The organism is Paenibacillus lautus NBRC 15380 (genome assembly GCF_004000945.1).
In the GTDB taxonomy this organism is placed as follows: Bacteria; Bacillota; Bacilli; order Paenibacillales; family Paenibacillaceae; genus Paenibacillus_AQ; species Paenibacillus_AQ lautus.
In genome coordinates, this window is the sequence record NZ_BIMF01000006.1 from 302,987 (window position 1) to 328,639 (window position 25,653).

A 25,653-nucleotide genomic window follows, 5' to 3' on the forward strand; every position below is an offset into this window, starting at 1 on the left:
TATGAATCTGTAAATCTTCTAATTATCACGCTAATCGCTGTCAGAAAACCTAGATTTGAAGAGTCTTATTAAGCGTAGTGACAAGCAACAAAGTGATTATTGCCCACATCGCGGTATTCCGGCACTTGCTGTTTGCACAGGTCTGAAGCCAGCGGACAGCGAGTATGGAACTTGCACCCGGATGGCGGGTTCGCCGGGCTTGGGATGTCGCCTTTCAGTACGATCCGATCGCGCTTCAGCGTTGGGTCCGGTACCGGCACGGCAGACAGCAATGCTTTCGTATAAGGATGCAGCGGGTTGCGGAACAGTTCTTCCTTGCTTGCCAATTCTACCATCGATCCCAGATACATTACCCCAATTCGGTTGCACAAATGCTCTACAACACTGAGATCATGAGAAATGAACAAGTAAGTCAGCTGCTTCTCGCGCTGCAAATCACTCAGCAGGTTAATGATTTGCGCTTGAATCGATACGTCCAATGCAGATACCGGCTCATCCGCTACAATAAAGTCGGGATTCAGAATCAACGCGCGGGCAATCCCGATCCGTTGACGCTATCCACCGGAAAATTCATGCGGATACCGATCGTAATGATAGGCGGCAAGGCCGCAAATCTCCAGTGTTTCAATCACGCGGTCTTTCAATTCTCTACGATTAACTAACCCATGGTCAATGAGCGCTTCGCCGATGGCTTCGCCCACTTTGATTCTTGGGTTCAGTGAGCTGAATGGATCCTGGAATACGATCTGCATCTTCGGACGCAGGGCACGCATTTTCTCTTTGGATAATGTATGGATATCCTGACCATTAAAGATAACTTTACCTTCCGTTTTCTCCAACAAACGGAGAATGGTACGACCTATAGTGCTTTTGCCGCAGCCGGATTCGCCTACAAGCCCGAAGGATTCCCCTTTATTGATGGTAAAGCTGACTCCGTCAACGGCTCTTACATTACCCACCGTCCGCTGCAATATGCCGCCGGTGATGGGAAAGTATTTTTTCAAACCATCAATTTCAATCAATGCTTGACTCATTATGCTTTCCCCTCCTCTTCATACAACCAGCAGGCGACCTTGTGGCCGTTAGGATCCGTGCCGAGCGGAGGCGTCTTCTCTCTACAAATCTGCATGCATGATTCACAGCGATCATGGAAATGACAGTTGTCTCCAAGATCTACCGGATTGGGTACCTGTCCCGGAATCGAATATAGACGTTCCTGGGTCTGGTTAATGACGGGCTTAGCTTTCAAAAGTCCCTTGGTATATGGATGCTTCGGCTGCTTGAAGAGCTCAATTACCGGGGCTTCCTCAATAACTTTTCCTGCATACATAACAACAACATAATCCGCCATCTCGGCCACGACACCCAGGTCATGCGTAATCAGCATAATGGATGTATTCATTTTCCCTTTGATGTCGCGCATCAGATCCAAAATCTGGGCCTGAATCGTAACATCAAGCGCTGTTGTTGGCTCGTCAGCAATCAGAAGCTTGGGATTACAGCTAAGCGCAATCGCGATCATAATCCGCTGGCGCATACCACCGCTGAGCTCATGCGGATAGGAGTCGAAAATCTTCTCCGCACGCGGTATTCCTACCAGATTGATGAGTTCAATCGCGCGTTTCTTCGCTTCCTTGCGGTCCACGAGCTGGTGCAGCAGTATCGGCTCTACAATCTGTTCCCCGATCGTTAATACCGGGTTCAGTGAGGTCATCGGTTCCTGGAAGATCATGGCGATATCGTTACCGCGAATCAAACTCATCTCGCGCTTGCTCATCTTCAGCAGGTCCTTACCTTCATACAGAATTTCTCCTCCTACTGGAGGTGTATCGATTAAACGCATAAGAGACATGGCTGTTACGCTTTTACCACAGCCCGACTCACCCACCACGCACAGTGTTTCACCTTCACGGATTTTGAAGCTTACATCGTCGACGGCTTTCACGGTACCTGCGGAGGTTTGAAAATGCGTTTTTAAATTGCGGAATTCAACTAATTCTTTTGCCATATTCGCATCTCCTACTTCTTCATTTTCGGGTCAAGTGCGTCGCGAAGCCCGTCACCGATCAAGTTGATTGCAACTACGGTAACCAAAATACACATACCTGGCGGAATCCATAGCCATGGTCTCTTCCGGAAATCAATCAAGTTGTTTGCCGCAGAAATCATATTTCCCCAGGATGGTGTTGGTGGAACAACCCCGATTCCTAGGAAACTCAGCGCCGATTCATACAGGATAGCCCCTGCTACACCAAGTGTTGCAGATACAATTATGATTGGAATCGTATTCGGAAGCAGATGGCGGAAGATTTTTCGGCGATCTTTAAGTCCCAAGGCTTCCGTTGCTTGCATAAATTCCTGTTCGCGAAGCGTTAAGATTTGACCACGTACGAGACGTGAAATACCGCTCCAACCCAATATACCGATGATGAGCATCAAGAAATAAATGCGGTCAGAAGGCTCTACCTTCAAGTCAGACAATACTGCACCCAAGATGATTAGAATGGGAAGGGCTGGCAAGGCCATGAAAACGTCAGCAATACGCATAATCAGTGTATCTACCCATTTGCGATAAAAACCAGCCAATGCGCCAAGCGTCGCTCCGATAATAACGGAAATACCTGTCGCTACTAGTCCTACTGTGAGGGAAATCCTGCCTGCAAGCATCATGCGCAGGAGAATATCGCGCCCCAGTTTATCCGTTCCTAACCAATACTTTGAGCTTGGAGGCAAATTCTTATCAGCTACACTGTAATCAAATAGGGAATATGGTGAAAAGACCGGGCCAATAAAACATAGCAAAAACATAAATACAATTATGATAAGTCCGATGACAGCGAGACGGTTTCTGGAAAAACGGCGAATGGCCATTCTCCATGGAGAATCCGGCTGCTTCTTCGGTACTGGTAGATTCGTTTTTAATGGTGCAGCCTCTGCGGACAAATGAATCTCCTCCTACTTTAAGCGAATTCTTGGGTCAGCGGCGCCATACAGGACATCAGATAACAAGTTACCCAGCAATGTCAATACGGAGATAAATATCGTGAAGCCGAGCATAAACGGATAATCCCGCATACTGATCGATTCCAGATATACCTGACCAACCCCAGGCCAAATGAATATCTTTTCCAAGATGATGGCTCCGCCAAATAAGCCTGGCAATTCGAAGCCCATCAAAGTGATCGCAGGAAGCATTGCATTACGCAAAGCATGTTTGAAAATAACCGTACGTTCTTTTAAGCCCTTTGCACGTGCTGTCCGGATGTAATCCTGACGGATAACCTCCAGCATGCTTGTACGGAAATACCGCGTCAAGCTGCCCGTGCTGAGCATTGTAAGTACAGTTACTGGCAAGAACATATGCCATGCGATGTCAGTCAGTTGCTGCCATGTGTTTCCATTCAAGCCTGAAGTTTTCATACTACCAACCGGGAACCATCCTAAATCCAAGGCAAAAATCTTGATGAGAAGGAGTCCGATAAAGAAAGAAGGCAGTGACATACACAAAAAGATAAATAAGGTTACGATCTTATCAAACAATGAATACTGAAATTTAGCCGAGAATACCCCAGCAAAGATAGCGATTATCCAGCTTAATATCAAAGAAAAAATAGCAATAAAAAAAGAGTTCCATACATAGTTACCCATAACGGTGGTAACCGGTTGTTTGTGCTGAAGGGAATCTCCGAGATTACCCTTTAACATATTGCCAGCCCATGTAAAGTAACGCTCTACCGGCGGCTTATCCAAACCATAAATTTCCCGAAGCTGAGCTGCTTTCTCAGCAGTCATCGTCGGGTTATCCATTGCAGTGATGTAATCACCTGGCACCATTGCTGATATTGCAAATATGAGAATCGAGATCCCGATCATTGTCGGGATAATCTGCAGCAGCCTCCGGATAATGTACTGCTTCATAATATTCCTCCCGGCTTATAAGTGGATATGCCCAGCTCTTGCGAGCTGAGCATATGTTTCCTGCTGTTATTGTTCAAGTTCGACTTTGTAAAGATCGATTACGAAGTCTTTATATGGAGTAATTTCCATACCATTAACTCTGCTGTTGATGCCCCACATATCACGTCTTTGGTAAATCGGGAGATCCGGAACGTCTTGATTCAGCACTTGATATGCTTCTGCATATGCTGCTTTACGCTCTTCAAGATCGAATGCTTTCAGACCTTTATCCATTGCTGCATCATAAGCAGGATTGGAGTATCCAATATCATTTTGCTGTCCATCCGTACGGTATACAGTGGATTCTGGATCTGGAGTCAAGCCCCATGCAGCAAAGAACATTTCGAAATCGCCTTTATCCTTCTTATCCATGATCGCATTGAAGTCTAATGTTTCTGCAACGATCTTAATGCCAAGCTCTTGGTAGTTCTGATTCATTACCGGAATCAAAGCATCTACAACCGGGTTATCAGCTGTTGCAGAGAAGTGAATCTCAAATTTCTGGCCGTCTTTTTCACGGATGCCATCAGCACCTGGAACCCAGCCTGCTTCATCAAGAAGCTGCTTCGCTTTCTCGATGTCGAATTCATGTGTGTCGATACCTTCAGTAGTATATGCCCACGATACATTCGACTGTGGAATGTTGATTACGTTAGCATAAGGACCATAGATAATTTCAACGATTTCTGCACGGTTCAAACCGTATAATAATGCTTGACGAACTTTCGCATCTTGGAACTTAGGATTTTTATGGTTCATGGCAACATAACCGTACCCATTGGTTGGGAAGATGTTGATATCCAAGAAGCCCATGGATTTCAACTCTTCTACGGTATCTTCGTTAACGGTAACCATATCCATATCGATTTCACCGGATTGGAACATGGCCAATTTAGTTTCATCAGTAGTTGTTTTGTAGATTACGTTTTTGATTTTCGGAGCCCCCAGGAAGTAGTTCGGGTTAGCTTCCAATACAACCTCTTGACCAGGAGCGAAGCTCTTCAGTACATACTGACCGCTACCGATTGGTTTAGTATGCAGGTTCTTCATGTACTCCAGGTTGCCTTGTTTGTAATCTTTACCGTAGTATGCTTCTGGTACGAAAGAAATGTCTCCTAGAGAATCCTTCGTCATAGCGTTTGCTTCTGTTACTTCAATCTCAATGGTGTGGTCATCGATAACTTTAACACCAGAGATGTCCGTTGCTTTACCATCATGATACTCTTGACCACCTTTTACATGTGTCGAGAAGATATCAGATTGACCGTCATAGCTAGCATCATGAAGAACTTTCATCGCAAATGCATAATCTTTTACTGTTACAGGTGTGCCATCAGAATAAGTTACACCCTGTTTCAATTTAAACGTATACTTTAATTTATCCTCGGAAACTTCAACGCTTTCTGCCAAACGGTTCGAATACGTTCCATCACCGTTCAACGTGAAGAAAGAATCGAAAATTGCTTCTACAACATATTTATCATATGCTGTTTGCCAGAAGAACGGGTTGAAAACACCTTTTGGTGAAGTCATACCAACGATCAGTGTATCTTTACGATTTTTAGCAGCTGTTGGATTCTTAGATGGATCAGTTGCTTCGAAATAACCTTGGCTTTCGTCTCCAGTTTCAGCAGGCGGTTCTGTAGTATCTTTGTCGCCTTCAGCTGGTGGTGTTTGTTCCGTTTGCTCCCCTTGACTTGGCTGTTCTGCTGTTCCTCCGCCTCCACATGCTGCCAATACCGTCATGGCCAAAAGCATGATTGCAAGCAGGAGTGACATTCTTTTCTTCATGCGAATCCTCCTCTTAAAAAATGTTGTTGCAATATAAATTATCAGGACGAATATTGAAATCATCCTTAAATAATTTCGGTATTGAAGTTCTCTAGGATGTCATTGCATGATGTGAAATAAATTGAAAGTTTTACAGAAAATATACCATTGGTCAATTAGTGCCAAAGTCTCTAGCAAAATCTTCTTGCCTATAAAATTAATGTTATGATACGTGTAAATTTAGGTAACGTCAATTACTTTTTTTCATTTTTCTCAAAAATCATGTTTTTAACGTCATTTTTGAGGTTAATAATTAAGTTTATCTCCGTTGGTTATCCTTAGTTTACTGAAAATGTATGTAATATCAAGATTTATTTACAATTTATAACTATATTCGTTCATGGTTTTGCAGGGTTTGTGTAATATTAAATTACATTTACTTCGGGATTCAATTTTTTTTATTAATTTTTTTATCTATTAGGTGATGTATATGTTATTTAATTTAACATAATTTGAGTTGGTCTACCCTGAATACAACCAGAAACCATTTTTATGTAATATATTATCCTTGCGATATGCTTCAATTCGTTATTAGATGACGCAGATTTATGGTTCTACTTTTTCATAGTTTAGGCTCCTACAGCGTTAAAGCTTAAAAAAGCAATCCTGGACTGTGATCCGGATTGCTTTTGCGTTAAATTTCATGTCAGATAAATCAACCTTGCTCTTTCATACTTGCGAACTATAGATTCTTTACCCAAGCGAGTTTTAAATCCATCTCTTCAATGCACTGCTGGTGATCATGTGTATCATCAGCCACTAACGGCGTGACCGGATACATTCGCATCTGTCCGTGGTACGTATGAAGCAGCGGATGAACCGCATGTCTTCCTTGGATTTCCGGATCCAGCCACTTTACCATATTTTCCTCAGACAAAATCGCCGGCATTCGGGTTTCGAACTCTCGAATCGCTTCATTGGCCTCTGTCATTAGAACCGTACATGTTCTCATTTCATTTCCTCTTGCATCTCGCCATGTCTCGTATAGACCGGCCATACCAAATATTTCATGATCTCCGATAACGGTTCGTACCGCATAACTCCGTTTGCCAACCGTTCTCCAGTAATATAAACCGTTACAAGGGATCACACAGCGTCTTGTGTCAATCGCTCTACGGTAAGTGGGATTTTGATCAACCGTTGTAATATCAGCATTGACCGCATCTTTACCCCAATAGGGCACCAGCCCCCACCGATACTCGTCGAGCACCCGCTCTCCCTGTTCCTGTACAATGACCGGCATGGTTTGAGTAGGGCTAATGTTGTACCGGCTTTTGTAGTAATACATTACCCGATTGATGCCAAAGCGTTGATTCACTTCATCGATCCCAGCGGACAGCGAGAATCGTCTGCACATACAACTACCTCCTTTTTCCTTTATCGTTTGGATAATGGAGGTGGAATATGCATAATAAGACTAACAACATGGAGCTTCCACTACTTGTACGCTTGTATCTCTGGAGTGGACATCATAAAATTGAAAGATTTCTGCAATTTTTATGTAATCACATTATTAAATTTTCTTTAGCGCTCTGTCGTAGCCATCTTCTTATATTCTGTTTGTATACGATAGACATCTTCTTCGATCAGGTAAGCTTGAGATCTGCCTATAATCCTCTCTTTGGTGAGGCACCGTTTTGATGGTGCTTTATTTTCAATTTGGTGATCATCCCAGCTCTCATTTAATGAGCCGATACGTACCTATATATAATAGAAGGAATTTTTTTCGGATGGCTTCTTTTCGTCTTCATCATCGTATTTCTTACAGGAGTAACTCCATTATGCTTAAAATTGTATTGCTTACAATAGACACTGTCCGTTTGAAGCAGACATGATTTCAGGGCTTTAAAACTGGAAAGCTTTACACCAGGCTTGTGTTTGTCGGTAGCTACTTTTCTTTCTCAGTGTACACTCAGGGGAGACATGATTCTTCTGTGGAGACATTATATATCCCAACATTTGGATAAGCGCAAGTCATCCCGAAATGAATAATTTCCACATCAAGAGTGCTGAGCTTTATACCTGTGAGGTGCTCTTGAATTGTTACACTTGTAAGACTCTCGTCACTAAGAACTCATCCCTAACACCCTACCCTCCTCATAACTAGGCTAGACTCTTCCATAATAAAAAAGCGGTCCAGCCTAATTGTAGGCTGGACCGCTCTGACACAAATGATTACTCAGTTGTGTATGGAAGCAATGCAATTTGACGGGAGCGTTTGATCGCAATCGTCAGGGCACGCTGATATTTAGCGCTAGTACCTGTTACACGACGAGGCAAGATTTTTCCGCGCTCGCTAATGAATTTCTTGAGCAGGTCTGTATCTTTATAGTCAATGTGAGTAATTTTGTTCACAGTGAAGAAACATACTTTACGACGCTTGTTGCGGCCGCCGCGGCGTGCCGGTCTTTTGTCGTTGTCTCCGCCTTCTCTTTGTTTAAAAGCCATGTGTTGTCAGTCCTTTCCGTATTAAAATGGCAAATCATCATCCGAAATATCGATCGGTTTTCCTTCATCGGAAAAAGGATCCTGATTGTTGTTTCGCGAGTAGTTATTGTTTCCACGGTTTCCGCCACTGCTATTGCCGTTGCTTCCTCCGCTAAACGATGATTCCTCACGATTTCCTCCGCCACCGCTTGTTTCACGGTTTGACTCCAAGAAGCGAACATTATCGGCAATGACTTCGGTGACGTATACACGCTTACCTTCGTTATTCTCGTAATTCCGCACTTGAATGCGCCCTTCTACAGCCGTCAGACGGCCTTTACGCAGATAGTTTGCACATGTCTCCGCAAGCTGTCTCCAGGTCACGACCGGAATGAAATCCGCTTCGCGCTCCCCGCCTTGTCCAGTAAACGGACGATCGACAGCAAGTGTAAATTGCGTTACAGCAACACCTGAAGGAGTATATCGCAGCTCGGGATCCTTAGTCAGTCGGCCAATCAAAATGACACGGTTCAACAATCCAATCCCCTCCTTAGAACGAAATCAATTACAAAGTTTTTTTACGTATTAAGCAACGTCGTTCGTGATGAGATAACGAATAACTTCGTCAGAAATCTTCATGAGACGCTCAAGTTCAGCTACAACTTCAGGTGTTGCGTTGAAGTTTACCAGAACGTAGACGCCATCACGGAATTTCTTGATCTCATACGCAAGACGGCGTTTACCCATTACGTCATGCTTTGTAATTTCTCCGCCGTTGGAGATGATGCCTTGGAATTTATCGACTGCAGCTTGAACAGCTTCTTGTTCAATGTCAGGACGAATAATGTACATCACTTCATATTTGCGCATATGTTTCACCTCCTTATGGACTTCGGCCCTCAATCTCTGTTGAGAGCAAGGAGCGAGTCTAACTCGCACCATAATACTATATCAGAACGGGTGATCGGATGCAAGTTTCTTTTCGATGCTGAATATGCCCTCTTCCCTTTATTACCGCGCTTTTCTCACTTTCCCTGCGATGATTTGGTGTCCAATGGCGCATGATAATACATGCAGTCCATCCATCATAATGAGGAGGAATTCCACAATGGGAGAACAGTCCGAATTTCGTGCAGGTGACAAAGCTCCGAACAACGGCATTTATATGGAAGTGGGCGTCAGAGACCATATCATGGGCATCGAAAACCCGCGTCAAATTAAAATGAGCAAGGGTGATACCTTTCCTGAAACCCAAAATGACGATCGTGTATGGTTAAACAAGCGCCGAGTGCAGCCTAAGTAATCGCCTGAGTGATTAGCCCCAGGAGCTTTGTAGATCGTGCCTACTGCGTCCTATGCGAACGGTACGTAGTCAGGGTATTGCTTGAATTGCTGTCGACCAAGCCATGAATACTAAATGTTTAATATTGGAGTTTTCCTCAGTGAAATTAGCATGTATACAAATGCACATTTAGGCGCACATTATAATCAGGCGGTGCATGAGAGAGGTGTGGTTCCGTTGAACGTTGCAGCAGAACGACGCATGAGGTTTCTGATCGTCACACGGATTGCAAGCTGAGGAAATGAGCCGAATGCTTGACCTCTTGGACAAGTGAAGCTATTGACAAGGTTCGCAGAAGTGCTGATAAAATGATTCCAATTCACAAGCACCGCCTACCCAGAAGGAAGGGCCCAACCGGGCCCTTCTTTTTCGTTTGAATGCTCAGGACGAACTAATCCTGTTACAACGAAAAACACCCTCTGCAGGTCGTCTGCATAAGGGTGTTTTATTCAAAGGCGCTGTATAGCTGCCTAACTTATGTATCTACATCGTTTATATCCATAACAGCGGAACTTTAACGATTGGTGGCGGAAAGGGTGGGATTCGAACCCACGCACGCCTTGCGACGCCTAGCTGATTTCGAGTCAGCCCCCTTGGGCCTCTTGGGTACCTTTCCACAGCAGAATTGATTATATCATGGAAACGTTATCTGGTCAATAGCTTGCCTTAACGCTTAGGGAGAGGAGATATTACGGTGTATCCCCTGCCCCTTCCGTCTCCTGAGCCGAACGCAATACCTTCTTCATATTCTTCTCAAACTTTACACGGGGGATCAACACGCTATGCTGACACTTGGTACATTTGATCCGAATATCCATCCCCATGCGAATAATCTCCATCTCATTATTTCCACAAGGATGAGGCTTCTTCATCTGAACGATATCCCCTAACTGAAATACCTTGCGCTCCATGGCTATCGCTCCCTTTTACTTCTATCACTTCTTCTATCTATTATATATCATTGGATAACCAATTAGATCAACCCTGAACGCGTTCTTGTCCCATTTCCCGTGCTTCAATAGCCTGTTTGATATCCGTAAAAATCTGGCGCTCCACGTGTTCCCTTGCATTCGGATTACATTCCGCCACAATACGAACAACATATTCGGAAGTACTCAATGACTGGATTCCTAACACATCCGGAGTACGCTGTACCTCTGGGCAACGGTCCATGATTCCCGTTAGGGCTGCTTGAATTAGCGTTATCGTATCCTTCACCTGCTGATCGTTCTTTACCGGTAGATCTACAATGGCTAATGAGTTGGAAAGGGAATAATTTGTGACGCTGGTTATCATCCCGTTCGGAATAATATAGGTCTCCCCATTCAATCCCTTTACACGCGATGTGCGAAGCCCGATCATTTCGACTGTTCCCCGGTACTCACCACTCTTGATTACATCACCTACCGCAAACTGATCCTCAAATATAATGAAGAATCCGGTAATAACGTCCTTCACTAAACTCTGTGCACCAAAACCTATTGCAAGCCCAAGTACCCCGGCACCGGCTAACAGCGGCCCTAACTTGAAGTTGAACTCTGAAAGAATGATCAATATCATAACAAAGTTGCACACAACGGAGGTTACATTTTTTAACAACTCCCCTACCGTGACAAAACGTCTTGAGTTCACTTGAATTCGGCTCTTCTCCTGCCTAAGGAGAAACTGATCAATCATTTTATACACAACCCGTATCACGAGACGCGTCAGAATAAAAATGATGATAACCCGAATGCCGGATGACAGGATATTCATCCACATCTCTTCATTCGTTAACCATCCCCAGACTGTATCTTTCAAGCCCTCAGCCTCCTTAGCCAATCCCACTAAATCTACATCATCTGCATCCCCTGATAAGTAACCAAAGCCCCTCATCCTGATGTCCTCCCATTACTCTTCGATGTTGATATACCTCTCGTTGTTGTCCAGCGCAAAGATGCCCCGAATTTCCACATGCTCCAGCCGGATAATCTTTTGAACATCTTTTAACGCATCAGGTGGGAATTGAATCGATAATGCACAGCCAGCCGTAATCTCTTTTGGTGTAGGAAAAAGATCAATTTCGATATCCGCGTACTCCAGCAGCATTTCCGCACGCAGCGCCTGCTGGGTGGAATCGAATGCAATCAACATTGCGCCTTCCACTTCCCCGTCCCCCTCCATCGTGCCTATCATTTCTATTTATGTTCTACTCCTCATCATTCCCAATGATTGAGAGTTTTATATAAACCTTTTCATAGATCAACCTATTCATATACCTCATGCACCCTAGTCACATATGCTATTCCAAAGAACATCCTTCTGTGTTGAGTTAAATATAAATCACATTTTTAGCAAATCCCAAAGTATAAAAACAGTCTTTCATCCATATACTGATACTACCAAATGCAGACGAAAGGAAGATTCTATGAACCGTCTATCTAAAATCACGTCTCGCCCGGAGGCTTCCAGCTTAAAAATACCACACACGGACCCTAATATCCATTCTGCTATTATACATCGCTTGCTCTTCCATCTTTCTGACGCTCGTATTCAGCACCGTCCGCTGGTTATTGTCTGCATCGGTACCGATCGGTCCACCGGTGATTGCTTGGGGCCACTGGTCGGCACTTCGCTAGCCCGCTACAACAGTCCGCTGTTTCATCTCTACGGCACGCTGGACGAGCCTGTCCACGCCATGAATCTGAAGGATACGCTGACCTCCATATACGAGAAATTCGATAACCCTTTTGTGATCGGGATTGACGCCTGCCTGGGGCAATCATCAAGTGTAGGTTCTATTCAGATATCCGATGGTCCTCTAAAGCCTGGAGCCGGCGTACACAAAGAATTACCGCCGGTCGGCGATATCCACGTAACGGGTATCGTCAATGTCGGCGGCTTTATGGAATACTTCGTATTGCAGAACACTCGCTTAAGCTTGGTCATGCGGTTGTCTGATATCATTGCAACCTGCCTGTTTGCAGGTATCAAAGAGTGGAACCGTTCTTCCCTTCTTGCAGCGCAAGAGTGACGGCCTCTTTTTCTTCCGGAGACAATGGATATTTGGATTGCCCATCCTTCAATGGCTTGGCGTACACAAAGGAGCTCTCCCGGTTATGCAGACCGGTCAGCACGATCCCTTCCTCCTCTTCACTGAGAATAGCCAGGGAGAAGCTCATTTCGTTCCCCCGCTCGCCAAACGCATTATATCGTACGATGCCAACCTTGGATTTCATCCCTTTCAAGCTGCCGCTGATCGTATCCAGCATCTTTTGATGACTGGCATGCCCTTCTTCAATTTCATCCATTTGGATTTTCAGCTGGACCAGCAGCGATTCGAGATCCTCTACCCCGCTGCCTGCCATTATCGCATCGTATCTGCGTCTCATTTTACGCAATTTTGCCCCTTGAACAATTAAGGTTATCCATAAGATCAAGATGATCATGACCATTCCGACGACAAACCAATGAAGCTGCTCCATGATCAATTCATTTAATTCAGACATGCTTTCTTCCTTCCTCTTCTCCATCTTGATCTGTTTATTTAATTGTGAATTTCCTTGATCGCTTTTCGCATGAATTCGATTTCGTCACGGCTCGTAGATATCCCCACGCTTGCTCTGATTGCACCCGTCTGTTCCGTGCCTGATGCCATATGGGCGAGCGGTGTACAATGATAACCGGCACGCACGGCAATCCCATATTCGCGGTCCAGTCGAAAAGCCAATTCAGACGCGCTGTATCGCTCCGACACAAAAGCAACAATGCCAGTCCTCGCCCGTCCAAGAGTAGGACCTAGTATACGAAGGCCTCCTACCTCTTGCAGACCCTCCATCATATACTGTGTTAACTCCCATTCATGCCGGTAAATATGCTGCGGTGTCCATTCAAGCACCTTCCTCACACCCGCTTGCAGTCCCGCATACCCAATTGTGTTAGGCGTCCCTGCCTCATATCGATCCGGACGTACCGTTGGCTGTTCAATAGCCTCCGATTGACTCCCTGTGCCTCCATGCAGTAATGGTTCCAGATCAATATCAGGCGAGATATACAACCCGCCTGTTCCCTGCGGCCCCAGAAGCCCTTTATGCCCCGGAAAAGCCAACATGCCTATATGCATCTCCTCCACGTGAATATCCAGCATACCGGCACTCTGGGCAGCATCTACGAGCAGCACAGCCCCTTTCCTCTTCACCAGCTCTCCTATTTCAATGAGAGGAATAATCGAACCAAGAAGATTGGAACTTTGACTACATACAACAAGCCTAGTATTAGAACGAAAGGCGCCCTCCATTAGTTGCATATCAAGCTGACCTTCTTCATCAACAGGAATATAGTCTACTTGTATCCCTCGGGTGCGTTTCAAATACTCTAACGGTCTTCGCACTGAATTATGCTCAATCATGGTGGCAATGACATGATCGCCTTCACGCAAATACCCTTTGATCGCTAAGTTCAACGCTTCTGTTGTATTCGATGTCAATGCAATATCATTAGGGTTTTTTACCCCAAACAAATCTGCGAGCGTCTTCCGTGTTCCATAGAGTACACGAGAAGCCTTCACCGCCATCCGATGACTCCCACGCCCCGGATTTGCAGCAGCCTCCTCCATCGCCTTTCTCATTGCCTCAAATACTTCAGGCGGCTTCGGCCACGAAGTGGCTGCATGATCCAGATAAACGATCGGGTCCATGATGTTTCCCCTTCATTTTTTTGCCGTATTGGTGTCTCTTAACAGAATATGTCCGAACATCTTTAAATTTCATCATTAGGGCTATGGGTTTATGTTTACGTTTAGTTAAATAAAGACATATCTCATTCCCTTACAGGAACGTCGACATGTCTTTGGTTTTTAATCGCACACATTTGCTTTCAATCCGTCACGCATAAAAGCATCTTCTTTAACAAACCCAGAACCTTTTATTGAAGAAGTTCCAACAACCGCTCCAGGTCCTGTCTACTATAGTAATTAAGCTCAATCTTCCCTTTATCTTTATTGTGCTTAATTTTGACAGTTGTTTTAAACCGTTCTCTCAGATCCTCTTCCAGATGATCGATATAAGGATCTCTATTCTTAGCCTTAGGCTTCGCTTTGTCAGCTGGTTTACGATCCAGGTTCTTAACAGCTTCCTCTAGTTCACGAACACTCCACTCTTGCTCCACACACTGTTTTGCCAACTGTTTAACTAGAATCGGATCCTTGATTCCAACAATCGCTCGGGCATGTCCCATAGATAATGTTCCACGTGAAACATTGTCCTTCACTTCTTCTGGTAGAGAAAGCAACCGCAAAAAGTTAGCGATGTGGGAACGAGACTTGCCCACCTTCAAGGAGAGCTCTTCTTGGGTTAAGGAAAATTGTTCCATCAAACCTTGGTAAGCTACAGCAATCTCCATGGCATTCAGATTCTCCCGCTGCAGGTTCTCAATCAAGGCAATTTCCATCACTTGTTGATCGCTAAAAGATCGAACCACCGCCGGAATGGTAGCTTTGCCGCAATATTGAGATGCCCGGAATCTGCGCTCCCCAGCAATAATCTCATACCCTTTCAGCACACTGCGGACGATAATCGGTTGTATAACACCATGTTGACGGATCGACTCTGCCAATTCCTGGATTGCCTCATCGTTAAATGTCTTGCGCGGCTGATACGGATTCGCTCGCAATTGACTAAGCGGAATTTCCACTACCTTGTCATCATCATGAATAGACAAAGATGGAATAAGCGCATCCAGCCCTTTTCCCAATCGTTTACTCATACGAGATCACTTCCTTTGCCAGCTCCAAGTATACTTCCGCTCCCTTAGATCGAGGATCATAAGTAATGATCGACTGTCCATGAGATGGTGCCTCACTTAAACGAATATTTCTAGGAATAATCGTTCTGTACACTTTTTCCTGAAAATACTTTTTCACTTCTTCAATCACCTGAATGCCCAGGTTTGTGCGCGCATCCAGCATCGTCAACAATACGCCTTCAATCTTGAGAGATGTATTCAGATGTTTCTGAACAAGGCGAACCGTATTCAGCAGCTGACTCAGACCCTCCAGTGCGTAATATTCGCATTGGATCGGGATGATCACGGAATCGGCCGCGGTCAATGAATTGATCGTTAAAATGCCAAGCGATGGAGGACAATCAATCAAAATATAATCATACTGAGGCTTGATTAATTGGAGCGATTTCTTCAATCGTACTTCACGGGAAATCGTAGGGACAAGCTCAATCTCAGCACCAGCCAATTGAATGGTTGCCGGAATGATGTCCAATCCTTCTATGTTAGTCCCACAGATGGCGTCCTTCGGGTGTACTTCATTGATGATAATATCATATATGCAATTTGCAACATCGGCTTTATTAATGCCAACCCCACTCGTTGTGTTTCCTTGGGGGTCTATATCCACCAAAAGCACCCGTTTGCCTAGCGAAGCCAATCCAGCTCCCAGATTGACGGAAGTCGTCGTTTTGCCGACACCGCCCTTTTGATTTGCTATGGCAATTATCTTTGACACTCATTTCACCTCAATGTAGGAAGACTCTTCTAAGTAGTCGCAATAGATGATATACAGCGATAGGCTGTATATGTATTAAGTGAACGATCCCGGAACTTCCGGAACGCCCAGGATAAGCGGCGATGAAAATGAGTAATAATAAATTACATGTTTCTCATCTGTAACATCAAACCAAACCTCTTCGTTATACGAAATAGCCTGCTGCAAAGCATTATCTCTTGATCAACAGAAAAAGCGGTACGATGCATACCGCTTCACACCATATCTTAACGTTTAGGTATTTTTATAACGATTTCATAGTGATCTTCATGATCATTCTCTGTTGTTTTGATAGCCATCCCGGAACCGGAGACCATATCGATCGATTGGCGAATCGTGTTCAGAGCCAGGCGAACATCCTTACTATACGATATACGCTTGGACTTCTTCATCGTTGTTACTTCTTTATAAAAGGCGATTCGTGCTTCCGTCTGCTTCACATTCAGTTCCTTGGTAATGATCTCATCCAGCACCTTGAGCTGGGTCTCTTCATTATCCAATGAAAGCAGCGCACGGGCATGGCGTTCCGTCACTTTACGTTCCATCAATGCCACTTTAACTGCTTCCGGTAGCTGCAGCAAGCGAATCTTGTTTGCAATCGTGGACTGGCTTTTTCCTAACCGCTGTGCCAAGCTCTCTTGTGTCAGTTGATGAAGATCAATCAGCTTCTGATAAGCAACAGCTTCTTCAATGGATGTCAGTCCTTCACGCTGCAAATTTTCGATTAACGCAATCGATGCCGCCTGTGAATCGTTGAACTCCCGAACAATGGCCGGAATCGTGTCCAGACCCAGCTTCTTAACCGCACGCCAGCGGCGTTCCCCTGCAATGATCTCATACATGCCATTACGGACACGAACAACGATAGGTTGAATGACTCCATGCGTTTTAATCGTCTGGAGCAGTTCATCAATCTTCTCATCATCAAAAATCGTCCGTGGCTGGTATGGGCTGCTGACAATCTCGTTTACCGGGATTTGTTTCACTTCATCCCCTTGGTTCCGCTCTGCCGCTAAGCCAAACAATCTCGAAAATTGTTCCTTCATTCCGTATATTACCACCTAATTTCATGATAGCACGGATAAGCCTCCGAAGATCCCGGAATCGGTTAAACGATTGGACAACCAACATATGGAGTCATACACGGATGCTTCCACCATCCATTGGCGCTAGAATCCATTGTGGTGCCAGGCATTTCCCTGCAAAAACAGATTTCATGCTGATCAGAGAAAAGACGCCTGTGGTGATCATAGCCGTATTACTCTGAACCAAACCGCTGCATGAAGCGGTTGCTTCTTGAGAGATATAACAGGAGGTTTTATCATGATGCTTACTATCAATCGATATCTCACAAGTGGTATATATGTCTTCTACTTCGTATAAGGCCATGATCCCCTTGGGATCGAACGGCACTTTCCAAAAAACAGCAGCCACAACGATCAAAGTTGTTGACTGCACGAAGCAAGGATGGAAAAGTGACCAAACCAGGATTTATACTCTTTCATCCTATTAAAGAACGGGCAAACCGGCCCTTCTGTCCAAATGGATACTACGATTCTATTCTACCACTTTTTGTCCTATAACTCTATTCTCCAATATCACCTTTTTTCCTTCATTTCTCGCATTCTTTATACATGATTTGTACACAGTTCCAAAGTTTTTGCGTCGATATCATGTTATGAAGCCACATCATCCATCCTTCAGCCTTTCTTGCGATCCTAACATTCAGAATAATTGTGGGATTTGCCAATAAATTAAATCTTTCCAACAACCAATATAATCCAAGCGTACGACACGATACGAATCTCCAAATCCAATAGATGTATCCGAACTATGCACAGCGTGCATCAATTCTCCCTGTGTTCATATTGCATTGTCCATCGCATGATTACGATAGCTGCAGACTTCCTCTCCTTGGGGGGAATCTTTCATTATGGAAGTTAGATGGCGTAGTTGATGTCAAATTAATTGACAAGAAACATAATGTTTCCAAATAGGTGTTTGCTTATATCTGACGACATGCTTCAAATGTTTCACGTGAAACATTTGAAGTTTATATAAATACATCCACACAGTTGATTCCATTCTTATTCAAAAAATCACATCCCTCTCCCTTTTAGAGGTGAGCCTTGGATCTGTTTAATAAATTCCGCTTAAAAGGTGAGCGCGCGATCTAGTCGTAAAAATACTTTTAATGGGTATCCTCCCACTCGTTAATCCCAGTTAAATCTATTTTCTTATTCCACCCCACACCCCCAATTTAAAGAATTAGATAAACGTGCTGATGGACTTAACCAATGAAATTTAAAAAACTATTTCTATTTCAATATATTTCATATGTAAAAAGAAAAGGGTTGCTAAAGACTACCTTCCCGCTCAAAGTAAATCTACACAACCAATAAAAAAAGAGAAGGACTTCATAGAGTCCCTCTCTTTGAATCGTTTGCATATCTTTCCCCGATGCGCAAGAACCTTACACAATCGGCGTTTTGCTGGCCGTACCCGCCTTGCGGGGATACTTGGAAGGCGTGGCTCCCTTTTTATCGATCACCACGATATGCCGGCCAGATTCCTCTACGGGTAGGGAGAACGAATGAACCTTGTTCAAGGCCCCTCTCAGCTCTTTCAAGCTGCGAGCTGCCTCCTTCACCTCTTCCGTAGGATCACTGCCCTTCATCGCGGCGAATCGACCCCCTACCTTGGTGAAAGGTAGGCAGAACTCGTTCAACACAGCCATGCGAGCTACCGCTCTTGCAGTGACCAAGTCGAACCCGTCACGGTATCCTTGCTTACGAGCTACCTCTTCCGCACGCCCGTGAATCAGTTCAACCCCAGTTAGGCCAATCGTATCCACGACATGCTTCAGAAAGTTAATCCGTTTGTTGAGCGAATCTACAATCGTCAACTTCACATGCGGGAAACATATTTTCAGAGGAATACCAGGGAAGCCTGCGCCTGACCCGATATCCGCCAGATTGCCGATTTGGGTCATATCCACGTAAAAGGCGAGCGTAATCGAGTCGTAAAAATGCTTCGTATAGACTTGCTCCCGTTCCGTAATCCCGGTTAAATTCATTTTCTCGTTCCACTCTACCAGTATTTCGTAATACATCTCGAACTGGTGCAGCTGTTTCTCATCAATCGTAATCCCGTGCTCCCCGAGCCGGTCAACAAAAGCCTTCTGAATGTCGTCCATTCCTTATCCTTTCGCTGCGGTTACCCGGTTATAATGCTCCAGGTAAACGAGAAGTATCGAAATATCCGCTGGCGTTACACCTGCAATGCGTGATGCTTGACCGATAGAGATCGGACGGATCTTGTTCAGCTTCTGCCGAGCTTCCATGGCCAGTCCGTTGATTTCGTCATAAACGATATCCTCCGGAATGCGTTTTTTCTCCATCTTCTGCAGCTTTTCCACATGACCCAGCTGTTTCTCAATATAACCCGCATATTTGATTTGAATTTCGACCTGCTCCTTCATTTCCTCATCCAGTTCGTAAGGAGACGGCGAGAGCGACTCAATCATGGCAAAGGTAATTTCCGGACGACGAAGAATCGTCAGCATATTGCTTCCGTCCACAATCGGTGCTGATCCGGCGGCTTCCAGCATCGCATTCACTTCAACCGGCTTCACCTTCGTTTGGCGAAGACGTTCGATCTCCTGCTCAACGAGCTGCTTCTTCTGTACGAATTTGGCATAACGCTCTTCCGAGATCAGTCCGATGTCATGGCCGATTTCAGTAAGACGCAGATCGGCATTATCATGACGAAGCAGCAGACGGTATTCTGCACGGGAGGTGAGCAAACGATAAGGCTCATTCGTCCCTTTGGTCACCAGGTCATCGATCAGTACTCCAATATAACCCTGGGAGCGATCCAGGATAACCGGTTCTTTGCCCTGCACTTTACGCGCCGCATTGATTCCCGCCATAATGCCTTGACCTGCTGCCTCTTCATATCCCGAGGTTCCATTGATTTGTCCGGCCGTGAACAGACCCGGCAGTTTTTTCGTTTCCAGAGACGGCCATAGCTGCGTTGGCACCATGGCGTCATACTCGATAGCATATCCGTTACGCATCATTTCTACCTTCTCCATTCCCGGAATGGAACGAAGCACCGCAAGCTGAACATCCTCAGGCATGCTGGTGGATAACCCTTGTACGTAGTATTCTTTAGTATTTTTACCTTCAGGCTCCAGGAAAATCTGATGTTTCGGCTTGTCGGCAAAACGAACGATCTTGTCCTCGATGGACGGGCAATAACGTGGACCCGTACCTTCTATAACGCCAGAAAACATCGGTGCTCGATGAAGGTTGTCATTGATGATCTGATGCGTATCCACCGACGTATACGTCAACCAGCAGGGAAGCTGCTCATTGTCGGAGGATTTCGTTTCGTAAGAGAAGAACTTAGGCTTCTCATCCCCAGGCTGGATTTCGGTCTTGGAAAAATCAATCGTATCCTTATGCACACGTGGTGGTGTACCTGTCTTGAAGCGAACAAGGTCGAATCCAAGCTCGCGCAGGTTATGCGCAAGTTTTACCGAAGGCTGTTGATTGTTCGGACCGCTCTCATACATCAATTCACCCATAATAACTTTACCGCGCAAATACGTACCGGTTGTCAGCACAACGGCTTTCGCACGATATTCCGTGCCCGTCTGCGTCACGATCCCCACGCACACGCCATCTTCTACGATGAGCTGATCCACCATACCCTGACGAAGGGTAAGCTTCTCTTCCTTCTCCATCGTCTCTTTCATGGTATGCTGATAAGAAAACTTATCCGCTTGAGCACGCAGCGCGTGAACAGCCGGACCTTTACCTGTATTCAACATTCTCATTTGAATGAAGGTTTTATCGATATTGCGTCCCATTTCTCCGCCCAGTGCGTCGATTTCGCGAACGACATGGCCTTTTGCAGGCCCTCCAATGGACGGGTTACAAGGCATAAAAGCAACCATATCCAAGTTGATGGTAACCATCAACGTTTCAGCACCCATTCGTGCAGATGCAAGTGCAGCTTCACAGCCGGCATGTCCTGCACCGACTACAATCACGTCATAAGTGCCACCCATATAGCTCATAGCTCACCCTCCTGTTCTTATTGTGTTATATACGTAATCAAAGGGCATCCACCTCGGATATCCCTGAAATTGCTGAGCAGTTCCTACTATATATAGTAATCGTTGGAGCTTATTTACCTAAGCAAAACTGTGAAAAAATCTGATCAATGAGCGAATCGCCAACCGCTTCGCCCAATATCTCACTTAACTGCTCCCAGGCCATTCTCACATCGATTTGGATCATATCGATCGGAATGAGCTGTTCAGCCGCATCGTAAGCATCCTGCAGCGACTGCTTGGATTTCTTCAGCAAAGCGATATGTCGCACATTGCTCACATACGTTAAATCTCCGCCTTCAATCCGGCCGCTGAAGAACAAGTTGGATATGGCCCCTTCCAGCCGGTCAATACCCTCTTGTGCCTTCACTGACATCGGAACAATCAATTCATCGGGGTAGTACCGATGCAGAATGTCCAGATCGAGATTAGACGGTAAGTCCATTTTATTCATAATGACAATACATTGTCTACCGCGTATTTGTTCCATCAATTCCAATTCGTCCTGATGCAGCGGTTCGTTGGCATTCAGCACGAGCAGAATGAGATCCGCTTCGTTTACTGCATGCTTGGATCGTTCAACGCCGATCTGCTCGACCACATCCATCGTTTCCCGGATGCCCGCGGTATCGAGCAGCTTCAACGGAATGTTGTTAATGGTGACAAATTCCTCAATCACATCGCGAGTCGTTCCTGGTATATCCGTGACAATCGCCCGATTATCCTGGGCCAGCGTGTTCAGAAGCGAAGATTTGCCCACATTGGGGCGACCGATAATCGCTGTCGTAATCCCTTCACGCAGGATCTTCCCTTCTTGCGCGGTCTTTAGCAGCTTATCAATTTCCCCCATAACAAGCTGGCTTTTCTCTTTAATGAATTCCGAAGTAAGCGACTCCACGTCATGCTCAGGATAATCGATATTCACTTCGATATGGGCCAGCGTTTCGACCAAGGTATGCCGCAGCTCGTTGATCTTACGGGATAACGTTCCTTCAACCTGCTTGAGGGCAACGGAAAAGGCGCGATCGGATTTCGAACGAATCAGGTCCATAACGGCTTCCGCCTGGGACAGATCAATCCGGCCATTTAAGAAAGCCCGCTTCGTAAATTCACCGGGTTCCGCCAAACGGATGTTTAATTGAAGCAGCAGATCCATGACCCGCTTGACGGAGATGACGCCGCCATGAGCGCTGATCTCGACAACATCCTCGGTCGTGAACGAACGAGGGGCACGCATCACGGTCACGAGCACCTCTTCGAGGTTTTCCCCCGTTTTCGGATCCACAATATGACCGTAATGAACGGTATGGGATTCCACTTGCGTTAACTTGTTTTTGCTTTTGAATATACGCTCCACTTCCTGAACGGAGTCCGGCCCGCTGACGCGAATAATCGCGATGCCGCCTTCACCGACTGCCGTAGAAATGGCTGCAATCGTATCGCTAAACATCGTTTCCTTCACCTCTTTCTATTTAAAAAACCTCGGGATTACACCCAAACGGTGTACTACCCCGCTGCTTGATCTATTTACTTAAGAAAACCATCCTGCGGAACTCTTTCCGTATAGGTCTCTTTAAAAAACAATGACTCCCTCTTGAAGCTTAAGGAGTCATTGTTTATATATACTCTTCAACTCATTTAGGACGACTTGGGTGTGATGACAACCCGCCGGTTCGGCTCTTCGCCTTTGCTGTACGTCTTCACGGCTCCATGCGACTGGAGTTTGGCGTGAATCACCTTCCGCTCAGCAGCAGGCATAGGCTCAAGCACAATCTCTTTACGGGTCTTCAGAACCCGTCCTGCTAACCGATCCGCCAGATCCTCCAGCGTCTTCTTGCGACGGTCACGGAAGTTCTCAGCATCCAGTACGATGCGAAGATAGCTGTCGGAGTAACGGTTAGCTACGATATTCGCCAGATACTGAAGGGCATCCAGAGTCTGACCTCTGCGCCCGATCATCAGTCCAAGGCCGGGGCCGGAAATTTGAAGCGTGGTAAAGTCTTTCCCCTTCTCAACCTCAACCGAAATATCTAGCCCCATGGCTTGTCCGGTTTCAATCAGAAAGATGATGGCTTCCTGGTAAGGATCCTTGCCTTCAAACGAAGCTGTGCCAGGATTCTCTATTTCCGTCCTGACAGCAGCAGGTTCCTGCGTCATTACCGAGGCATTCGAGACCTGAACCACTTTGGCCGGAATAGCTTGCGCGTTCGTAGGAGGTACTTCCTTCACAGATGAATCGCCGCCGGCACCGTCAGGCAGGAGCGTTAGTTCGACTTTCGCTTCCTTGACCCCGAACAGGCCCAGGAATCCTCTTGATGGCTGACTCAATACTTGAACCGATACACGGTCTTGACTTACACCCCATCGGGCCAGCCCTTGTGCGACAGCATCTTCAATGGTTTTTCCTGTTGCGACGATTTTACTCATCTCGACTTCTTGGCTCCCTTCGAACCTTTTTTCCCGCCTTTGCTGCCACTCTTTTTCCCGCCCTTGTTACCGCTCTTATTGCTCTTCTGACCGTCGGTTGCGCTGGCAACGCTTGCCACGACAGCAGCCTTGTCATTGTTGCGGTACAAGAAGTAGTTCTGCACGATCGTGTAGAGGTTACTGTAGAACCAGTACAACGGAAGCGCTGAAGGGAACTGGAAGGACATTACAAAGATCAGAATCGGATAAACGAACAGCATGAACTGCATCATCCCCATTTGCGGAGACGGGTTCATCTTCATCATCATTTTCGTTTGGAAATAAGTGGTTGCAGCGGCAAGCACCGGCAAAATAAACAGCTTGTCCGGTTGGCCTAATTGCAGCCACAGGAATTCGTGATCACGAAGGAGATTGTTATAGTAAATCGAATGATAGAGTGCGATAAATATCGGCATTTGTACGATCAGCGGCAAACATCCCGCCATCGGATTAACCTTATTCTCCTGGAAGAGCTTCATCGTTTCCATTTGAACTTTTTCAGGTTGATCTTTATATTTCTCGCGAATTTTCTGAATTTCAGGCTGAATGGCCTGCATTGCCTTCGAGCTTCTGACCTGTTTCAGAGTCAGCGGTAAAATCAAGGTACGGACGATAAGCACCATCACGAGTACGGACAATCCGTATTCACCGTTAAACCATGTAGCAAACGTATCAAGTGCCCATGTAAAGTAATAAACAACGTTGCTCTGCCAAAAGCCTCCATTTTTCAAATCTTCAATGGTACGCGTTTGGTCAGCTCCACCAGGCGCACAACCTGATATAACGGCCACTGCAAGTATTACAGCGGTGAGGAGGAACCATTTTCCTCGTCTTGTCTTCATGAACGACACTTCAAAACCCCTCTCTTCGCCATTCCATTCCACGGTAAATCATAACATATTTATATGGACAAATAAACACATGGTTCAGCCCCTCTTCGCTTTCAAAAGGGACGATTTCCTCAATACATGAAGCACGCTTTTCTCCAGCTCCTGATAAGACTTATCGAGCGCTCCCTTTCGAACGATGAAGATCAGATCAATATGCTCGATAATCTGATGCTGATGGTGCCTGACAATCTCTTTAACCAGCCGTCTCATCCGGTTGCGGACAACCGCATTGCCGATCTTTTTGCTGCATGAAACGCCAACGCGAAACTGCTCTACCTCTTTTTTGCGTGACCAATATACAACAAATTGATGATTGGCGAAGGACTTTCCGTGTCGATATACCCGGCTGAAATCAGCGCGGTTCCGTAAACGAAGTTTTCTATGCACAAGTTCTCCCGCCCTGCCGTTAATCAAGTTCATTACATCCTGCGCTGCATTGGCATATCTTCTATTATAATAGTATAGGCATGCCAAAACCGCGCTAAACACCTCAATTGCAATACGTTGCCACTCAATGTAGCTTATATTCTGCCGGTTTCAAAGGAAACTCCTCACACTGCAGGAGATATTACGAAAAAAAGACCACCTCGGTGGTCTTCGTGGCACAATATTACGCGCTCAGCACTTTTCTGCCTTTTTGACGGCGGTTAGCCAATACTTTGCGTCCGTTCTTCGTGCTCATTCTTTTACGGAAGCCATGTACCTTTTTACGTTTGCTTACATTCGGTTTGAAAGTCGGTCTCATGAATTAATGCACCCCCTTACAGGAATCTGTCTTACCCATATTTTAAGATCATAACGTCAATCGACGCACTTTCACGGAAGAATAGACCGCGATTTGTTGAACCGACGTCTATGGACGTATCTCTTGTAAACAGACCGCTAAATGGTAGCGGATAATGTTCTCATCTTCACAGAAAATGCCTTTATACATTTAATCACGTTCAGGCCCAAAAGTCAAATCTATCTTGACTTCAGCAAGCACTTAAGTTTTCCACAAGTAGTCATTATTGCTAGTTTTGAATTATCCACATGGGGATAACCTATTTAAACAGGTTGTGGATGTCATTTTTCGATCCATATA

The 25,653-nt window shown here is 45.4% G+C and carries 26 protein-coding genes, 1 tRNA gene and 1 pseudogene; 2 read left to right on the plus strand and 26 right to left on the minus strand.

Annotated features, from left to right (window positions below):
* Positions 1-68: 68 nt before the first annotated feature.
* The 9 genes and pseudogenes from PLA01S_RS14180 to rpsF form a co-directional block, all read right to left on the minus strand.
* Positions 69-1,034 (minus strand): annotated as a pseudogene (locus PLA01S_RS14180) (ABC transporter ATP-binding protein).
* On the minus strand, positions 1,034-2,008 hold the full coding sequence (locus tag PLA01S_RS14185; protein ID WP_127592768.1) for an ABC transporter ATP-binding protein: 975 nt from the start codon (positions 2,006-2,008) through the stop codon (positions 1,034-1,036). Before PLA01S_RS14185 ends, PLA01S_RS14180 begins: the two are co-directional and overlap by 1 nt.
* Positions 2,009-2,019: 11 nt before the next feature.
* Positions 2,020-2,943, minus strand: coding sequence for an oligopeptide ABC transporter permease (gene opp4C, locus PLA01S_RS14190; RefSeq protein WP_127592769.1), 924 nt, complete (start codon positions 2,941-2,943; stop codon positions 2,020-2,022).
* 12 nt (positions 2,944-2,955) lie between these two features.
* Entirely contained in the window at positions 2,956-3,918 is a 963-nt protein-coding gene (locus tag PLA01S_RS14195; protein WP_127592770.1) for an ABC transporter permease, read from the minus strand.
* Between the two features lie 66 nt (positions 3,919-3,984).
* Positions 3,985-5,748 carry an ABC transporter substrate-binding protein gene (locus tag PLA01S_RS14200; protein ID WP_127592771.1) on the minus strand — a complete coding sequence of 588 codons (1,764 nt, stop codon included), beginning with the start codon at positions 5,746-5,748 and terminating at the stop codon, positions 3,985-3,987.
* A gap of 721 nt (positions 5,749-6,469) precedes the next feature.
* Positions 6,470-7,144: an SOS response-associated peptidase gene (locus PLA01S_RS14205; protein WP_127592772.1), complete on the minus strand. Its 675-nt coding sequence runs from the start codon at positions 7,142-7,144 to the stop codon at positions 6,470-6,472.
* An 818-nt stretch (positions 7,145-7,962) separates the two neighbouring features.
* Positions 7,963-8,235: a 30S ribosomal protein S18 gene (gene rpsR / locus PLA01S_RS14210; protein WP_006207333.1), complete on the minus strand. Its 273-nt coding sequence runs from the start codon at positions 8,233-8,235 to the stop codon at positions 7,963-7,965.
* Positions 8,236-8,256: 21 nt separating this feature from the next.
* Positions 8,257-8,751 (minus strand): single-stranded DNA-binding protein, encoded by a 495-nt coding sequence (ssb, locus tag PLA01S_RS14215; protein WP_127592773.1) that lies wholly within the window; start codon positions 8,749-8,751, stop codon positions 8,257-8,259.
* A 48-nt stretch (positions 8,752-8,799) separates the two neighbouring features.
* On the minus strand, positions 8,800-9,084 hold the full coding sequence (rpsF, locus tag PLA01S_RS14220) for a 30S ribosomal protein S6 (RefSeq protein WP_009591503.1): 285 nt from the start codon (positions 9,082-9,084) through the stop codon (positions 8,800-8,802).
* 238 nt (positions 9,085-9,322) lie between these two features.
* Between rpsF and PLA01S_RS14225 the strand changes: the two genes are divergently transcribed.
* Entirely contained in the window at positions 9,323-9,517 is a 195-nt protein-coding gene (locus PLA01S_RS14225; RefSeq protein WP_071219336.1) for a YjzC family protein, read from the plus strand.
* Positions 9,518-10,081: 564 nt separating this feature from the next.
* On the opposite strand, the gene PLA01S_RS14230 is transcribed toward PLA01S_RS14225, so the two are convergent.
* The 4 genes from PLA01S_RS14230 to PLA01S_RS14245 all read right to left on the minus strand — a co-directional run bounded on the left by PLA01S_RS14230 (position 10,082) and on the right by PLA01S_RS14245 (position 11,731).
* Positions 10,082-10,172, minus strand: a tRNA-Ser gene (locus tag PLA01S_RS14230).
* Positions 10,173-10,245: 73 nt separating this feature from the next.
* Positions 10,246-10,467 carry a DUF951 domain-containing protein gene (locus PLA01S_RS14235; RefSeq protein WP_071219319.1) on the minus strand — a complete coding sequence of 74 codons (222 nt, stop codon included), beginning with the start codon at positions 10,465-10,467 and terminating at the stop codon, positions 10,246-10,248.
* Positions 10,468-10,534: 67 nt separating this feature from the next.
* Positions 10,535-11,431 carry a mechanosensitive ion channel family protein gene (locus PLA01S_RS14240; protein ID WP_127592774.1) on the minus strand — a complete coding sequence of 299 codons (897 nt, stop codon included), beginning with the start codon at positions 11,429-11,431 and terminating at the stop codon, positions 10,535-10,537.
* A 15-nt stretch (positions 11,432-11,446) separates the two neighbouring features.
* The gene (locus PLA01S_RS14245; RefSeq protein WP_371860417.1) at positions 11,447-11,731 is read right to left on the minus strand and encodes a putative Se/S carrier protein; all 285 of its coding nucleotides are present in this window, start codon (positions 11,729-11,731) and stop codon (positions 11,447-11,449) included.
* Between the two features lie 232 nt (positions 11,732-11,963).
* Here PLA01S_RS14245 and yyaC point away from each other — a divergent pair, with 232 nt between their 5' ends.
* Positions 11,964-12,569, plus strand: coding sequence for a spore protease YyaC (gene yyaC, locus PLA01S_RS14250; protein ID WP_127592776.1), 606 nt, complete (start codon positions 11,964-11,966; stop codon positions 12,567-12,569).
* Here yyaC and PLA01S_RS14255 read toward each other — a convergent pair.
* From PLA01S_RS14255 to rpmH, 13 genes are all read right to left on the minus strand, one after another.
* Positions 12,526-13,044, minus strand: coding sequence for a DUF4446 family protein (locus tag PLA01S_RS14255; protein ID WP_127592777.1), 519 nt, complete (start codon positions 13,042-13,044; stop codon positions 12,526-12,528). The two genes, yyaC and PLA01S_RS14255, sit on opposite strands and share 44 nt — an antisense overlap.
* A gap of 38 nt (positions 13,045-13,082) precedes the next feature.
* Positions 13,083-14,231: an aminotransferase class V-fold PLP-dependent enzyme gene (locus tag PLA01S_RS14260; protein WP_127592778.1), complete on the minus strand. Its 1,149-nt coding sequence runs from the start codon at positions 14,229-14,231 to the stop codon at positions 13,083-13,085.
* Between the two features lie 227 nt (positions 14,232-14,458).
* The gene (locus PLA01S_RS14265; RefSeq protein WP_100541332.1) at positions 14,459-15,298 is read right to left on the minus strand and encodes a ParB/RepB/Spo0J family partition protein; all 840 of its coding nucleotides are present in this window, start codon (positions 15,296-15,298) and stop codon (positions 14,459-14,461) included.
* Positions 15,291-16,052, minus strand: a complete 762-nt coding sequence (locus PLA01S_RS14270) for a ParA family protein (protein ID WP_076326292.1) — start codon at positions 16,050-16,052, stop codon at positions 15,291-15,293. Before PLA01S_RS14270 ends, PLA01S_RS14265 begins: the two co-directional genes overlap by 8 nt.
* A 266-nt stretch (positions 16,053-16,318) precedes the next feature.
* Entirely contained in the window at positions 16,319-17,137 is an 819-nt protein-coding gene (noc, locus tag PLA01S_RS14275; RefSeq protein ID WP_076326293.1) for a nucleoid occlusion protein, read from the minus strand.
* Positions 17,138-17,228: 91 nt separating this feature from the next.
* Positions 17,229-17,549, minus strand: coding sequence for a hypothetical protein (locus PLA01S_RS31965; RefSeq protein ID WP_164817422.1), 321 nt, complete (start codon positions 17,547-17,549; stop codon positions 17,229-17,231).
* 1,015 nt (positions 17,550-18,564) lie between these two features.
* A complete protein-coding gene (gene rsmG / locus PLA01S_RS14280) occupies positions 18,565-19,287 on the minus strand; it encodes a 16S rRNA (guanine(527)-N(7))-methyltransferase RsmG (RefSeq protein WP_098749600.1) in 723 nt (240 codons plus the stop codon).
* Between the two features lie 3 nt (positions 19,288-19,290).
* On the minus strand, positions 19,291-21,177 hold the full coding sequence (gene mnmG / locus PLA01S_RS14285; RefSeq protein ID WP_127592779.1) for a tRNA uridine-5-carboxymethylaminomethyl(34) synthesis enzyme MnmG: 1,887 nt from the start codon (positions 21,175-21,177) through the stop codon (positions 19,291-19,293).
* Between the two features lie 109 nt (positions 21,178-21,286).
* Complete coding sequence (mnmE, locus tag PLA01S_RS14290) at positions 21,287-22,663, minus strand: tRNA uridine-5-carboxymethylaminomethyl(34) synthesis GTPase MnmE (RefSeq protein WP_127592780.1); 1,377 nt, start codon at positions 22,661-22,663, stop codon at positions 21,287-21,289.
* A 188-nt stretch (positions 22,664-22,851) separates the two neighbouring features.
* Positions 22,852-23,640, minus strand: a complete 789-nt coding sequence (gene jag / locus PLA01S_RS14295; RefSeq protein WP_127592781.1) for an RNA-binding cell elongation regulator Jag/EloR — start codon at positions 23,638-23,640, stop codon at positions 22,852-22,854.
* Positions 23,637-24,530: a YidC/Oxa1 family membrane protein insertase gene (locus PLA01S_RS14300; protein ID WP_127592782.1), complete on the minus strand. Its 894-nt coding sequence runs from the start codon at positions 24,528-24,530 to the stop codon at positions 23,637-23,639. The genes jag and PLA01S_RS14300 overlap by 4 nt, the downstream gene beginning before the upstream one ends.
* A gap of 75 nt (positions 24,531-24,605) precedes the next feature.
* Entirely contained in the window at positions 24,606-24,956 is a 351-nt protein-coding gene (rnpA, locus tag PLA01S_RS14305; RefSeq protein ID WP_009591465.1) for a ribonuclease P protein component, read from the minus strand.
* Between the two features lie 223 nt (positions 24,957-25,179).
* On the minus strand, positions 25,180-25,314 hold the full coding sequence (rpmH, locus tag PLA01S_RS14310) for a 50S ribosomal protein L34 (protein ID WP_006207379.1): 135 nt from the start codon (positions 25,312-25,314) through the stop codon (positions 25,180-25,182).
* Positions 25,315-25,653 lie beyond the last annotated feature (339 nt).